Source organism: Halocynthiibacter sp. C4 (genome assembly GCF_028823805.1).
In the GTDB taxonomy this organism is placed as follows: Bacteria; Pseudomonadota; Alphaproteobacteria; order Rhodobacterales; family Rhodobacteraceae; genus Falsihalocynthiibacter; species Falsihalocynthiibacter halioticoli.
In genome coordinates this window covers 1264995-1280089 of sequence record NZ_JAPEIE010000001.1, presented here as the reverse complement: position 1 = coordinate 1280089, position 15095 = coordinate 1264995, and the positions used below count along the sequence as shown (strand labels likewise).

At 53.1% G+C, this 15095-nt stretch carries 13 protein-coding genes; 7 read left to right on the top strand and 6 right to left on the bottom strand.

Translation table 11 applies throughout. The annotated features are described in order from the left end of the window. Window positions 1-19: 19 nt before the first annotated feature. On the bottom strand, window positions 20-511 hold the full coding sequence (locus OU789_RS06205; protein ID WP_274654184.1) for an Rrf2 family transcriptional regulator: 492 nt from the start codon (window positions 509-511) through the stop codon (window positions 20-22). A gap of 322 nt (window positions 512-833) precedes the next feature. Between OU789_RS06205 and OU789_RS06200 the strand changes: the two genes are divergently transcribed. From OU789_RS06200 to typA, 6 genes are all read left to right on the top strand, one after another. Then, window positions 834-1487 (top strand): alpha/beta hydrolase, encoded by a 654-nt coding sequence (locus tag OU789_RS06200; RefSeq protein WP_263953315.1) that lies wholly within the window; start codon window positions 834-836, stop codon window positions 1485-1487. A gap of 1 nt (window position 1488) precedes the next feature. Then, window positions 1489-1737: a hypothetical protein gene (locus tag OU789_RS06195; RefSeq protein ID WP_263953316.1), complete on the top strand. Its 249-nt coding sequence runs from the start codon at window positions 1489-1491 to the stop codon at window positions 1735-1737. A 10-nt stretch (window positions 1738-1747) separates the two neighbouring features. Next, a complete protein-coding gene (locus OU789_RS06190; protein ID WP_274654181.1) occupies window positions 1748-2329 on the top strand; it encodes an HD domain-containing protein in 582 nt (193 codons plus the stop codon). 61 nt (window positions 2330-2390) lie between these two features. Beyond that, window positions 2391-3116 carry a VIT1/CCC1 transporter family protein gene (locus OU789_RS06185; RefSeq protein WP_263953318.1) on the top strand — a complete coding sequence of 242 codons (726 nt, stop codon included), beginning with the start codon at window positions 2391-2393 and terminating at the stop codon, window positions 3114-3116. A 125-nt stretch (window positions 3117-3241) separates the two neighbouring features. After that, window positions 3242-4450, top strand: coding sequence for an NADP-dependent isocitrate dehydrogenase (locus OU789_RS06180; protein ID WP_274654179.1), 1209 nt, complete (start codon window positions 3242-3244; stop codon window positions 4448-4450). Between the two features lie 201 nt (window positions 4451-4651). Beyond that, the gene (gene typA / locus OU789_RS06175) at window positions 4652-6466 is read left to right on the top strand and encodes a translational GTPase TypA (protein WP_263953320.1); all 1815 of its coding nucleotides are present in this window, start codon (window positions 4652-4654) and stop codon (window positions 6464-6466) included. A 72-nt stretch (window positions 6467-6538) separates the two neighbouring features. Here typA and OU789_RS06170 read toward each other — a convergent pair whose 3' ends face one another. The 3 genes from OU789_RS06170 to recA form a co-directional block, all read right to left on the bottom strand. Then, complete coding sequence (locus OU789_RS06170; RefSeq protein ID WP_263953321.1) at window positions 6539-6826, bottom strand: DUF1330 domain-containing protein; 288 nt, start codon at window positions 6824-6826, stop codon at window positions 6539-6541. A 1-nt stretch (window position 6827) separates the two neighbouring features. Beyond that, window positions 6828-9482, bottom strand: a complete 2655-nt coding sequence (alaS, locus tag OU789_RS06165) for an alanine--tRNA ligase (RefSeq protein ID WP_274654176.1) — start codon at window positions 9480-9482, stop codon at window positions 6828-6830. A gap of 130 nt (window positions 9483-9612) precedes the next feature. Next, window positions 9613-10680 (bottom strand): recombinase RecA, encoded by a 1068-nt coding sequence (gene recA, locus OU789_RS06160; RefSeq protein WP_263953323.1) that lies wholly within the window; start codon window positions 10678-10680, stop codon window positions 9613-9615. 189 nt (window positions 10681-10869) lie between these two features. Here recA and OU789_RS06155 point away from each other — a divergent pair, with 189 nt between their 5' ends. Further along, window positions 10870-11463 carry a sulfotransferase family 2 domain-containing protein gene (locus OU789_RS06155; protein ID WP_274654174.1) on the top strand — a complete coding sequence of 198 codons (594 nt, stop codon included), beginning with the start codon at window positions 10870-10872 and terminating at the stop codon, window positions 11461-11463. On the opposite strand, the gene OU789_RS06150 is transcribed toward OU789_RS06155, so the two are convergent. Further along, on the bottom strand, window positions 11460-13523 hold the full coding sequence (locus OU789_RS06150; RefSeq protein ID WP_274654172.1) for an ATP-binding protein: 2064 nt from the start codon (window positions 13521-13523) through the stop codon (window positions 11460-11462). The two genes, OU789_RS06155 and OU789_RS06150, sit on opposite strands and share 4 nt — an antisense overlap. Before the next feature lie 368 nt (window positions 13524-13891). After that, on the bottom strand, window positions 13892-15052 hold the full coding sequence (locus OU789_RS06145; protein WP_274654170.1) for an RsmB/NOP family class I SAM-dependent RNA methyltransferase: 1161 nt from the start codon (window positions 15050-15052) through the stop codon (window positions 13892-13894). Window positions 15053-15095: the final 43 nt, after the last annotated feature.

Below are 15095 nucleotides of genomic sequence, written 5' to 3'. Positions count from 1 at the left end.
GGGCCAAGGCCGCTCTGTATCAAGCGCCCTGTTCGCTGCTATGCTCTTCGGGGCTATCGTCAACCACTTCAAACAAGTTCGGCACCGCAGGACATGGCGCAAGATCATTGCCAACCACGTCGGAAAGCCGTGTCTGGTGCAAGAATACATAGACATGCGCGCTTAAACCTTCCCACAAACGGTTTGTTAGGCTCTGAGCACGGCTTCCGCTGGCTCCGCCACTCGCTCCGGCACCTTTGTGCATCGCACTTACAGTCTCATCGACCGCACCAAGGATTTCAGCCACCCGAATGGCATCTGGCGAGCGCGCCAGCCGATACCCCCCGCCGGGGCCGCGAACCGACACAACGAGTTCGGCCCGACGCAGGCGCACGAAAAGCTGCTCCAGATAGGGCAGCGAAATATCTTGCCGCTTGGAAATTTCTCCAAGTGACGTCAATTCACCTTCGGGTTGCAGGGCCAGATCGGCAAGAGCGACCATTGCATAACGGCCTTTTGTACTGAGCTTCATCCTCGTCTCCTGTTCCCAATCCGCAGGACCGCACCGCTTTCCCACACATTTGCAAGCGTGCGAATCCTATCCAGACCTTGCTCCTCCCAACTCCTGTCGGAAATACAACGTCCTAGAGCCTTAACATCCGTCAAATTCTTACCATTTTTGTGGTTTTCATTGACGTTCCGCGCCGGTTTGCTTACTTCGATAATGATCCGGCACCACTCGTGCTGCCAAATGTTAGAATTGTTCTAAAATGTCCAATCCTTTTCGTCAAGAATATCACGACCGAAAAGAACCAGCGACCAGAGCAAGAGCATAGAAAGAGACAGGGACCTCAATGCCCGAAGTGATTTTCCCCGGCCCCGAAGGCCGCCTCGAAGGACGTTATCACCCGCAAAAACCGAAAGACGCGCCGATTGCGATTATCCTGCATCCGCACCCGCAGTTCGGGGGCACGATGAACAACAAGGTGGTCTACAACCTGCACTATGCGTTCTACAACATGGGCTTCACCGTGTTGCGGTTCAATTTCCGTGGTGTTGGCCGAAGCCAAGGCGAGTACGATCAAGGCGTTGGCGAGCTTTCAGATGCAGCAAGCGCGCTTGATTACCTGCAGTCAATGAACCCCAACGCCAAGCATTGCTGGGTTGCGGGCTTCTCCTTTGGCGCTTGGATCGGAATGCAACTTCTGATGCGGCGCCCAGAGATCACAGGTTTCATCTCCGTATCGCCTCCAGCGAATATGTATGACTTCAGCTTCCTCGCACCCTGCCCCAGCTCTGGTCTGATGATAAACGGCACGGCGGACCGCGTGGCGAACCCCGCAGACACCCATACGCTTGTTGAAAAACTGCACGAGCAAAAGGGCATCACGATCACCCACACAGAGATCGAGGGAGCAGGCCACTTCTTTGAAGAGCCCTACATGGACACAATGATCGACAACGTCGATACATACGTGCGCCGTCGCCTCACAGAGAACACACGCTGATATGGCTCTCCTCGAAGACCTCGCCGACGAACTCGCGAAAGAAACGCTCGAAGCGGGCGAATTGATGGGTGACTCCGAGTATTACCGCGAGGTTGCAAAACTCCTCGGAACCAGCTCGACAACAATGGAAGAAGCCTTCCTAACGTCGATCCGGTTCCGTCTTGCGGCACGGCGCGGCCATGCGTTCGTGAAGCAATCATTGGCGACATATAAAAAAGCCAACACGCCCAAATCCGGCGAAAATGGCTGAGGGTGGTTCTTTGACCAACGAAAATCTGGCGCGGCAGTTCGCCTTTCTCGAAGAAGCAGACAAGCTCAAGAACATCCTGCGCGCCACGCCCATTCACGACAACTCGCGCCGTGAAAACTCCGCCGAACACAGCTGGCATGTGGCGCTCTATGCGCTTGTGCTGGCCGAACACGCGACAGACGAGATTGACGTCTCGCGGGTGATCAAGATGTTGCTCCTGCATGATCTTGTCGAGATTGATGCAGGCGACATGCCCATCCATGAAGCTCACGACGTCGAGGCCCAAGCCGCCAAGGAACGCGCCGCGGCTGACCGGATATTCGGCCTCTTGCCACCAGCGCAATGCGCCGAATTTCGCGCCCTCTGGGACGAATTTGAAGCCGCCGAAACACCAGATGCCGTATTTGCGAAATCCATAGACCGCGTTCAACCTCTTGCGTTGAACATGGCCTCTGGTGGCGGAAGCTGGCGCGACTATGACGTCACGCTAGAGCAAATCGACACGCGCGTTGGCGCCAAGGTCACGCGCGGCACACCTGCTGTCTGGACGTATATCCGAGACCGCGTGGCGCGCTTTTTTGCCGCGAACTAATCTGTTGTAATCTTTCCCGCTCCGGTTATCTTAGAATCATTCTAAATGATTGGAGTGCAGCATGGATATCGCCAAACACCGCCGTGAAGCACATGGCATAAGCGGACTTCAGGAAAACCTTCGCCAGATTGTGTATGGCGGCAATGACGGTATCGTAACAACCTTTGCTGTGGTCGCTGGTTTTGCTGGCGCTGGTGCTGAAGGCGCTGCGCAAATGGGCGCCATTGCGGTGCTGCTCTTTGGCTTTGCCAACCTTTTTGCCGATGCCACCGCAATGGGGCTCGGGGAATTTCTGTCATCCCGCGCAGAGCACGACGTATACCGTGCAACTCGCCGCGAGGAACTCAAACGGCAACACGACGAACCTTCTCTTGAGCGGCGCGAGATGATCACAATGCTACGCCAAAAAGGGCTGGAAGATCGCGACGCCGTCGCCCTTGCCGATCAACTCCAGAAGCATCCCGAATTGATGGCGGACCTTATGATGAACTATGAGTTTGGCATGAGCGACCCCGATGGCGAGAACGCTGGCGTTAATGCGCTCTATACCTTTGTGTCATTCCTTATCTTCGGCGTAATCCCGCTCCTGCCCTATGTGCTGTTTGATCCGTCTCCGACGACATTTAACTTATCGATTGCGGCAACTACGTTTGCGCTCGTCGCACTTGGTGTGCTGCGGTGGGTGGCCATTCGGGTCGCGCTCTTGCGTTGTATCGCCGAAACGCTGATGATTGGTGGTATCTGTGCGCTGGTTGCCTATCTCGTTGGCTGGTTGATCGGGGCATAAGCACCTATCCCTTTGCTGCATTTTCGGGATAGGATATTTTTGGTATACAATCGCATACCATCTTCACGACGTGCAAATTTTAGGCTATTGAGCCGCATAACCTGATTCACCAAAAGAGGCCCCTCATGACCAAGATCAAGGTGGAAAACCCCGTCGTAGAACTCGACGGCGATGAAATGACCCGCATTATCTGGCACTTCATCAAAGAGAAGCTGATCCTGCCCTATCTGGATATTGACCTGAAGTATTACGATCTGGGTATGGAGGTTCGTGACGAGACAAACGACCAGATCACCATTGATGCCGCCGAAGCGATCAAGAAATACGGCGTTGGCGTGAAATGCGCGACCATCACACCAGATGAGCAGCGGGTTGAAGAATTTGGCCTCAAGAAGATGTGGCGCAGCCCCAACGGCACGATCCGCAACATCCTTGGCGGTGTGGTCTTCCGCCAGCCAATCATCTGTAAAAACGTCCCCCGCCTTGTTCCAGGCTGGACAAGCCCGATCGTTATTGGCCGCCACGCTTTCGGAGATCAGTACAAAGCGACTGATTTCCTCTTCCCTGGCAAGGGCAAGCTGACAATGAAATTTGTCGGCGACGACGGCACTGTTATCGAAAAAGAAGTCTATGACGCTCCCGCTGCGGGTGTGGCAATGGGCATGTATAACCTTGATGAATCCATCAAGGATTTCGCTCGCGCCTCGCTGAACTATGGCTTGAACCTTGGCTGGCCTGTGTATCTCTCGACAAAGAACACGATCCTCAAGGCTTATGACGGGCGATTCAAAGACCTGTTCCAGCAAGTGTTTGAGGAAGAGTTCGAAGAGCGTTTCAAGGCTGCTGGGATCTGGTATGAACACCGCCTGATCGACGATATGGTCGCCTGCGCTATGAAATGGAACGGGAAGTTCGTCTGGGCCTGTAAGAACTACGACGGCGACGTACAGTCTGATACGGTTGCCCAAGGCTTTGGCTCACTCGGCCTTATGACCAGCCAGTTGATGACGCCCGATGGCAAAATCGTCGAAGCAGAAGCGGCCCACGGCACAGTCACGCGCCACTACCGCCAGCATCAGAAAGGCGAAGCGACCTCGACCAACTCGATTGCGTCGATTTTTGCATGGACCGGCGGGCTCAAGCACCGCGCCAAACTCGACGACAACGCCCAACTCAAGAGCTTTGCAGAAACGCTGGAACGCGTGATCGTGGAAACCGTTGAAAGCGGCATCATGACCAAAGACATAGCGCTTCTGGTTGGCCCAAATCAAAGCTGGCAAACAACTCAAGGTTTCCTCGAGAAAATCGACGAAAACCTTCAAGCTGCGCTCTAACGCTGGCGCCAGACCCAAAAACACCCTGCGCGGGCTTGCAATTCGCCGCGCAGGGCCCATTTCTCCACTGAATTCGAAATCGTCTTAACCGGCAAACGCCGCGAAAAAGCGCTGCCCGAAAGGTAATGCGCTCTTTTGGGGTGGTCTTTTGTCGCAAGGCGCGTTAGGTCGCGCGCAACTCATTCTTATAGGCAGTCTCCAATGGAACTTCGCAATATCGCGATCATCGCACACGTTGACCACGGCAAAACCACCCTTGTGGACGAGCTGTTGAAACAATCCGGCACCTATCGTGCCAACCAAGCCACCGAAGAACGCGCAATGGACAGCAATGACCTCGAGCGCGAACGCGGTATTACCATCCTTGCCAAAGCCACTTCGGTTGAGTGGAAAGATACACGCATCAACATCGTGGACACGCCTGGCCACGCCGATTTCGGCGGTGAAGTTGAACGGATTCTGTCGATGGTTGATGGTGTTGTGCTGCTGGTGGATGCTGCCGAAGGTCCAATGCCGCAAACCAAGTTTGTAACATCCAAAGCGCTCGCACTTGGTCTGAAGCCGATTGTGGTTGTGAACAAGGTCGATAAACCGGATGGCGAGCCGGACCGTGCACTTGATGAGGTGTTCGACCTCTTCGCTTCGCTTGATGCCAATGACGAGCAGCTCGACTTCCCGCACATGTATGCTTCTGGCCGTTCTGGCTGGTGCGACGAGTCGCTTGAAGGTCCACGCAAAGACCTAACAGCCCTTTTTGACAAGATCGTTTCCCACGTCGAAGCTCCAAAGCAGCAGGAACAGGCCGACAAGCCCTTCTCCATGCTGGCAACAACGCTTGGCGCAGACCCGTTCCTTGGCCGCATCCTGACCGGCCGCGTTGAAACTGGCACACTCAAAGCTGGCGACACAGTTCAAGCGCTCTCGCGCGATGGCGACAAGATCGAGCAGTTCCGTGCGACGAAAATCCTTGCCTTCCGTGGACTTGGCCAACAGCCAATCGACGAAGCGGTTGCAGGCGATATTGTATCAATCGCAGGCATGAGCAAAGCAACTGTGGCCGACACACTTTGTGATCCGTCGATCACCGAGGCGATCCCCGCACAACCGATTGATCCACCTACCATCACGGTAACATTCGGCATTAACGACAGCCCCCTCGCTGGTCGTGACGGCAAAAAGGTTCAGAGCCGCGTGATCCGCGACCGCCTGATGAAAGAGGCCGAGTCCAATGTGGCAATCAAAGTCACTGACACGCCCGGCGGTGACGCTTTTGAAGTTGCCGGACGTGGCGAGCTTCAAATGGGTGTTCTGATTGAAAACATGCGCCGCGAAGGGTTCGAACTTTCGATTTCCCGGCCGCAGGTTCTCTTCCAAGACATCGACGGTGTGCGCCACGAGCCAATCGAAGAAGTCACCATCGATGTGGATGACGAGTACTCCGGCGCGGTGATCGAGAAGCTCACTGGTTCGCGTAAAGGCGACATGACCGAGATGCGCCAGAACAACGGCAAAACACGGATCATCGCGCTTGTTCCATCGCGCGGCCTGATCGGCTACCACGGCGAATTCCTGACCGACACGCGCGGCACCGGCGTTATGAACCGTGTATTCGATAGCTGGGCTCCGCACAAAGGGACAATTCCGGGTCGCCGTGCGGGTGTTCTGATCTCGATGGAAAACGGTGTTTCGGTACCTTATGCGATCTTCAACCTCGAAGACCGCGGCAAGTTCTTTATCGGTGCGCAAGAAGATGTGTACCAAGGCATGATCATTGGTGAACACAGCCGCGAAAATGACCTCGAAGTGAACCCGCTTAAAGGTAAAAAGCTCACAAATGTTCGCGCCAGCGGTACGGATGAAGCTGTTCGCCTGACGACGCCAGTTCGCATGTCTCTTGAAGAAGCGATTGCCTATATCGACAATGACGAGCTGGTCGAAGTAACGCCCAACTCGATCCGTCTACGCAAGCGCTTCCTTGATCCGCACGAGCGCAAACGCCAAGCACGCGCGTCTTAAGCGACTAATACAAAACCAAAAAACGGCGCTGAGTTTTCTCAGCGCCGTTTTTGATTCAGATATGTATTCGCGTTATTCGCTGGTTTCGACAATCACCAGATCGCGTTCGCTCGCATCGCGCGCATGGTTCAACGCTTCCTGATAGGCGTCCGAATGATAGCAATCATGCGCCGCCTGAAGGCTTGGAAATTTCGCCACGACATTGCGCGGACGATCGTTGCCCTCTAGCTGTTCATAGGCCCCACCGCGTGCGATAAAATGCCCGCCGTGCGCGGCAATCGCCGGCCCTGCGAGGGCGGCGTATTTACCATAAGCCTCGTCATCCAGCACTTTCACATGTGCGATCCAAAGTGCACCCATCTTATCCTCCAATTACGGCTTCAACCGCTTTGATTGCTGCGTCCGAATTGCTGGCGTCTTTGCCGCCACCTTGAGCGAGTGTCGGGCGTCCGCCGCCTCCCTTGCCGCCGAGTTCACCGACCGCGGCACGCACCAAATCAACTGCTGAGAGCTTCTCCGCCAGATCATCAGTCACACCAGCCGCAACCGCGGCCTTGCCGTCACTATCCGCGATCAACAACACAACACCCGATCCAATTTTGGATTTGTACTGCGCGATCAGATCCGGGAGGTCTTTGCCACCCACGCCCGAAAGAACCTGTGCCAGCAGTGTTGTGCCGTTAACGTCTTTTGGCTCAGCGGCATCACCAGCACCAGCCACAGCCAATTCGCGACGCAACTGTGCGATTTCGTTTTGCAGAGCCTTGCGATCATCGAGCAGACCTTTGACACGCCCCGCAACCTGATCAGGTTGAGCCTTGAGCATACCGGTCAATTCACCAACACATTGGTTTTGCTGTGCAATATAGGCCAGCGCGCCCTCGCCCGTTAAAGCTTCGATCCGACGAACGCCCGCTGAAGACGCCCCATCAGACAACAACACAAATGCCCCGATATCACCTGTCCGCTTCACATGCGTACCGCCGCAAAGTTCAAGCGAATAAGTATTGCCAGACAATCCTTTGCCGGACTTCTCCTGATACCCCATCGAGACGACGCGCACTTCATCGCCGTATTTCTCACCAAACAAGGCCTGCGCTCCAAGTGCGCGCGCGTCGTCCGGAGTCATAATGCGGGTTTCAACCGGCGTATTCTGGCGGATGTAAGCATTCACCTCATCGCTGATAATCGCGAGATCATCAGCTTCAAGCGCTTTGCCATGGCTGAAATCAAACCGCAGGCGGTCTGCAGCATTGAGGGAGCCGCGCTGCGCGACATGGTCGCCGAGGCGTTGACGCAAAGCTTCATGCAACAAGTGGGTTGCTGTGTGATTTGCACGAATAGCACTCCGGCGCGCGTGATCAACTTCAAGTTCCGCGCCCTGACCAATCGCAAGCTCGCCAGACGTCACAGTCACCGAATGCAAGAACAACTCGCCGACCTTGCGTGTGTCGGTAATTTGGCCCGAACCACTGTCGGTTTTGATCGTGCCGCTATCGCCAACCTGACCACCGCTTTCGGCGTAGAATGGCGTTTGGTTGGTTACCAACTGGACTTTGGCGTCCTTCTCAGCGGTCTCGGCCTTCTCGCCATCCGCAACAATCGCCAAAATTTGCCCTTCGGCAATCTCGGTGTCATAGCCAAGGAATTCTGTCGCGCCAAACTCATCGGCAAGCTCGAACCAAATCGCAGCGTCCGCTGTTTCGCCAGAACCAGACCAAGCCGCCCGCGCCATAGCTTTTTGATTTTCCATGGCTTTATCAAAGCCTTCAACCTCAACACCACGTCCGCGCTCACGCAGCGCGTCTTGGGTCAGATCAAGTGGAAAACCATATGTATCATAGAGTTTGAATGCAGACTCGCCAGGGAGATCAGCGCCTTCGGGCAGGTTGTCCAGCTCATTATCAAGCAGTTTCAAACCACGATCCAGCGTTTGACGGAAGCGGTCTTCCTCAAGCTTGAGCGTCTCTTCGATCATCGCCTGCCCTTGTGAAAGCTCCGGATAGGCAGCGCCCATTTGGCTCACCAACGCAGGCACAAGCTCATGCATCACGGGGCGGGTCGCGCCAAGTAGATGCGCGTGGCGCATGGCACGGCGCATAATCCGTCGCAGAACGTAACCGCGGCCCTCATTGCTTGGCATGACACCATCGGCAATAAGGAACGAGGTGGAGCGAAGATGGTCAGCAATCACGCGGTGATGCACGTTTTTGTCGCCGTAAGGCGCCTGCCCCGTAACACTCGCAGAAGCCTCGATCAGATGTTTGAACAGGTCTGTTTCATAGTTGTCATGCGTACCCTGCAAAAGTGCCGCGATGCGCTCAAGCCCCATGCCCGTATCGATCGATGGCTTAGGCAGGTCTAGGCGTGTGCCGTCTTCCTGCTGTTCGAACTGCATGAACACAAGGTTCCAGATTTCGATGAAACGGTCACCGTCCTCTTCGGGCGAGCCGGGAGGGCCACCCCAAATATGATCGCCATGATCATAGAAAATCTCTGTGCAAGGTCCGCATGGGCCAGTTGCACCCATCGACCAGAAATTGTCATCTGTGGCGATGCGAATGATGCGATCATCCGACAGGCCCGCATGTTTTTTCCAAATATTCGCCGCCTCGTCATCCGTGTGATAAACAGTGACAAGCAGTTTGTCCTTGTCCAACCCGAAATCTTTGGTCAGCAGATCCCAAGCAAACGGAATAGCGTCTTCTTTGAAGTAATCGCCAAAACTGAAGTTGCCGAGCATCTCGAAAAACGTGTGATGCCGCGCCGTATAACCGACGTTATCAAGGTCATTGTGCTTGCCGCCTGCCCGTACACATTTCTGGCTTGTCGTCGCGCGGGTATAGTCACGGTGCTCAACGCCTGTGAATACGTTTTTGAACTGCACCATTCCCGCGTTTGTGAACATCAGGGTCGGGTCATTGCGCGGCACAAGCGGCGAACTGTCGACCACAGCGTGACCATTGCGTTTGAAATAATCCAGATAGGTGGATCGGATATCATTAAGGCTCGGCATAAGGTGCTCTTTCGGGCAGATTTTCAACGTTTCCTTGGTTTAGCGAGGCCTATGCGCAGTGTCCACAACAAGAAAGGCCCGCGAGGGAAACTGCGGGCCTTCTGTATCAATTTTTTAGGTGGTTTTCGCGCTATGCTTCAACGAGATCGTCGCCACCATCCATAGACCCATCAAAATCGAGACCGTGTGCAGCGCGAATCTTATCTTCAATCTCATTCGCCATTTGCGCGTTTTCTTTGAGGAACAGCTTAGCGTTTTCGCGCCCTTGCCCAATCCGCTCATCCCCATAGGAGTACCAAGCACCAGATTTTTCAACGACACCGGCCTTCACTCCGAGATCAAGAAGCTCTCCAGTTTTGGAAATTCCTTCACCATACATGATGTCGAATTCAACTTGCTTGAACGGAGGCGCGACCTTGTTCTTCACAACTTTCACGCGTGTCGCGTTGCCCACGACTTCATCGCGATCTTTCAAAGCGCCAATCCGGCGGATATCCAACCGTACGGAGCTATAGAATTTGAGCGCGTTACCACCAGTTGTCGTCTCGGGGCTACCGAACATCACGCCGATTTTCATGCGGATCTGGTTAATAAAGATAACCATACAGTTGCTGCGGCTGATGGAACCAGTCAGTTTGCGCATCGCTTGGCTCATAAGCCGTGCCTGAACACCAACAGAACTGTCGCCCATATCCCCTTCAAGCTCTGACTTTGGCGTAAGCGCAGCCACAGAGTCGACGACAACAAGGTTAACGGCACCAGACCGCACAAGCGTATCCGTGATCTCGAGCGCTTGCTCACCGGTGTCCGGCTGGGAAATCAGTAGTTCATCAAGGTCAACGCCAAGGTTCTTTGCATACTGCGGGTCAAGCGCGTGCTCCGCATCAACAAATGCGCAAACGCCACCGGCTTTTTGCCGCTCCGCAACGCAGTGAAGCGTCAACGTTGTCTTACCAGAACTTTCCGGACCATAAATTTCAATAATGCGCCCCATCGGCAGACCGCCAATACCGAGTGCAATATCCAAGCCAAGTGAGCCCGTCGAAGACGCCTCAATTTCTTGGATTGCGCCATCGCCGAGCTTCATGATGGAGCCTTTGCCAAACTGCCGCTCGATTTGGGACAGCGCAGCATCCAGCGCTTTTTGTTTATCTTGTGATTTTTTGTCGCTCATATTCAATAAATCTGCCGTTGCCATGTTTTTATTCCCTTATTCCACACCCGCCTTCGGGCAGCAATCGTTTCGAAATGTTCGCCTCTTGTTCTCTTATGGGATCAAAAAGAGAACATTTCAACAAAATTCTTCTGAAATAACTTTTTCCGATAACGGTTAAGGATTAGTTACGTTAAACTTCAAGGAGCAACAAAATCAGGGAACTATCTGTAAATGCTTATTTTTGCAGAGGAAAAATTAACCTACCTTGCCGTACCTAAAACGGGCTCTACCGCTGTCGAAGCGAAACTTGCGCCTCGGGCGACGTCAGTCTTACGCAATCCGCCAGCTATGAAACATATGCCTCTTTATCGTTATAATCGGTTTCTTGTTCCACTTTTGGATAAAACTGGTCATGGAGAACTCGAAACAGTCGCAGTTGTTCGAAATCCGATCGATTGGGTTGGGAGCTGGTATAGATACAGGAAACGTGAAGACTTAAAGAATACGCCTAATAGTACTCTTGAAATGAACTTCGAAGAATTCCTGACAGGTTACCTGCAAGAGAATCAGCCGGCCTTTGCAAAAGTGGGGAGTCAAAGTCATTTCCTAACCAGAAACGGCAAGTTACGCCCGACTCATCTATTTCAGTATGAAGAGTTCCCAGCCTTTCTTGCGTTCATGGAGGAGCGTTTATGCCAGAAGATCGAATTGTCGCGGCACAACGTTTCGCCTCTGGAGGAAATGGAAGCAACAGAGGAAACACTTCAACGATTCGAGGAAAAATACGCGCTGGACTTTGAACTATGGGAGAGTGCCAGTCGCTAAGAAAGTTGTTGTTGTACGACCTGCGTAAGCTCACCGAGTGAAAATGGTTTGGGCAGAAATACCGAATCTCTGATACTTTTTTGATTGTCGGAAAAATCCTCTTCGGCATAGCCCGAGACAAAAACAGTCTTAACATCAGGGCGTCGGAGTTTGGCCTTTTTCACCCAAGTTGGACCATCCATTCCTGGCATGATGACATCGGTTACAAAGAGATCGATCTTTAGAGTTTCATCCTCCAATATTTTCAAGGCCGACTCAGCATCTTCCGCTTCGAGAACTGTCACCCCATTCATACGCAGGGCTCTTGAGGCGAAAGCGCGAACTGGCGCTTCGTCCTCAACCAACAAGACAACCCCTTGAGATTTGGTGGATTGCTCGTTGGCGGCCAGATTTGTTGGCAAAGCCGTCCTCTCAAGTTCGGCCTCAATTGCCGGAAAATATAACGTAAACTCCGTTCCCTTCGATGGTTCTGAATTCACAAAAATGAATCCACCCGATTGCTTCACGATACCATAAGCCGTTGAAAGCCCAAGGCCTGTCCCCTCACCTTGACGCTTTGTGGTGAAGAAAGGTTCAAAGATTTTCGGCAATCGATCGGGTGGAATTCCTATGCCCTCATCCGTGACCCGAACGACCACATAGTCGCCAGCGGGCACAAAAGCCTGATCCCGTTTCAACGGCTCTCGCAACGTGCAAGCTTGCGCGTTAACACGGATTTCTCCACCATTTGGCATGGCATCTCGTGCATTCACCACAAGATTCATGACCACTTGTTCAAGCTGACGCTTGTCTGCACAAATAGCGGGGAGGTCGGGGTCATTGGCGAGTGTAAGTTGAGTTTTCTCTCCGACGAGACGGTTCAGCAAATGGCTCAGGTCAGACAAAGTCTCAACAAGGTCTACAGGCTCGAGACACAGGTTTTGCTTACGGGAGAATGCAAGCAACTGGCTAACCAATGCCGCCGCACGATTTGCGTTTTGGTGAATTTGAATTAAGTCGCCATAGTCGGTGTCGCCCTGGTCGTGCCGCAAGAGCAACAAATCGCAATGGCCGGAGATTGCCGTAAGCAAATTGTTGAAATCATGCGCGACTCCTCCGGCCAACTGCCCGATTGCGTGCATTTTCTGGCTCTGAACGAATTGCGCTTCCAGAGATTTTAGCTCTGTTGCATCATTTAGGACGGCTACAATTTCATTTGGGTTACCAGACTTTTGACGATTAAGTGTAACCTGAACATAGACTTCCTTGTCTGATCGTTTTGCCTTGAGGAATTCCGTCTGGTTCCTGCTAACGCCACGTGCAGTTTCGACCAGCCAATCTACAAAAGACCGTCCGAGCCCTTCCAAAACATCCGAAATTGGCGTTCCATTTTCTAACGTGTGCGCGAGCAAAGACTTGGCCAAAGGAGTCGCGGAAATAACGTTGCCGTCCGTACCTATTTTCAACAAAGGAACTGGAATATCGCCGTTCTCTGGCATGTTATCTTCGTTCGACGTCGATTGCGCATCCAAAGGAAACAAGCAAATTTCAGATTGTTCTGTGTTGATCAACGTTCTTTGAACTAAGAAACTTCCTGGATTAGAGCGCGACACCGAACAGATTTGCTCGCCATCCGTGAGTTGCGATTTTGAGAACAACTGCTCCAGGCTACTGATGCCTTGGCCGAATTGCTTGCTGAAACTCGTATTCATTTGTTGAATGGCTCCGTTTTCCGAAGCAATTACAACTGGGTATGGGCGTGCATCTATAGGCTTAGGCATATTCGCCGGTTCGCGCATTTCGTCAACGCGCCAACTGAATGCGTTCTTAGCAACGTACATAACGGTTAATTGGACTGTACCCTGCCTTGTTACGATGTCTTCTCGCGCTGAACCAAGTACTGAGGCTTTGTTTTGAAGACGAAAAACAACCGAGGCTGGGTTGGCTAATAAGCCGTTAAACAGTCGCGAAAATGATGAGCCTAGCTCAAGGGCATATCTATTCTGGGCGATATGGTTCTGATAAATGATCGCCCCTTCTTTCCCTGCGATAAAGCATGGAGAGATATCTCGGTCGAGCATTGCCGCCACGCGATTCACTTCTTTTTCGGATCTCGCAACGCTGCGCAATTCGCCCGAAAAAATCAGCCCCGCCATAAAAACCAATGTCAGACCGGCGGCAAAGAATGCCAAGCCAGTTTGAGCACTCGGCAGAAACACGGCAATTGTGAGCAAGATAACCGCGCCGACAATCAAAGGCGTCACCTGCGCAGAGAGCGCACTCACAGTCTTATGTAGCATCCTCGGCGGTAACGCGCTCTCGGGCACAGAAAGGCTCCTTATCAGAATCGGCCTTCCTAGTGTTTGCGGACAACCGTTAATCCAGCGTTAACGCTGCATGACGAGATCAGCGAAAAACACCTTTAGGTTGTATTTATTGTGCGTAGATTTCAGTGCGTCAAGATAGCAAGGTAAAATCCATCGCCCCCCTGTAGTGGTGTAAGCACATGTTCTTCTTTGAGAGACCACGCTTCATTTTGCGCCAGAAATGCCTCAACAACACCGCGATTTTCACAGGAAAGCATGGAACATGTCGCATAGGCAAGAACGCCAGATTCACCTACATATTCTTTGCTATCATTCAGAATACTCGACTGTATCGCATTCAGTTCATCGAGCTTGCCTTGAGTGAGGGCCCACTTCCCTTCAGGTGCCCTCCGCCAACTCCCGGACCCCGAACAAGGGGCATCGCAAAGCACCACATCGTAGGGCTGATCGTGCTTTAGCTCCGAGGTTTCAATCACTTCTATTTCAACCTTAGAGCGATCCGCACGTGCCGGAATGTCTTTCATACGCGCCATAGACACATCATGAGCCGTGAAGTATGCATCAACGCGCGCAGCCATTGCGAGCGTTTTTCCGCCACCGCCAGCGCAATAATCCAACACCCTGCTCCCTTCGGAAATCGGCACTTGATCGGCGACGAATTGCGATGCGGCGTCTTGAAGCTCAACTAGCCCATTTTTATAGGCTTCGGAATTCTGAACTCGGCGCGGATTTCGAGTCACTTCTAAAGCAGTCGAAGAAAGCGGATGCGGCTTTGTCTCGATGTCTTCTTTGGCCAAGGCATCTTGCGCTTCTTGCAACGTGGCCAAACGCAAATTTACGCGAAGAAACACCGGCGCGCGCGACTTCAATAGCGTCATAACCGCCTCAAAATCCGCACCAAGGCTTTCGCGGAATTGCGACTCTAGCCAATCTGGGCAATCAAGCGCTTCTGCGCCTTCTGGGGTTCTTGTCTTGGCACGCTCCTCTTCCGTTAAGGGCGTTGGCGCGTAGCCCTCTCCGGAAAAAAACGCGTCCGGATTTTGCTCTTGAGCGCGCAATGCTCCGATTGCGAGTCCCCTGCCCGTCATAGCGCCACCAAGTGCGGCGAAAGATCGTAAATTGCGCAGCGCCTCAAACACCAAATCACGCACTGCGGCGCGGTCTTTTGAGCCTGCGTATCTGTTTTGCCGCGCCCAAGTCGTTAGCAATTTTTCGGCGGGTTGTCCGCTGAGGTAGCCGTCAAGAATTTCGATTGCGCTGGCGATGCGGGCTGCAGGCGTCATGGCGGACCTCTTAAGGTGTAATAGAGAAAAGAGGCCGAAAATC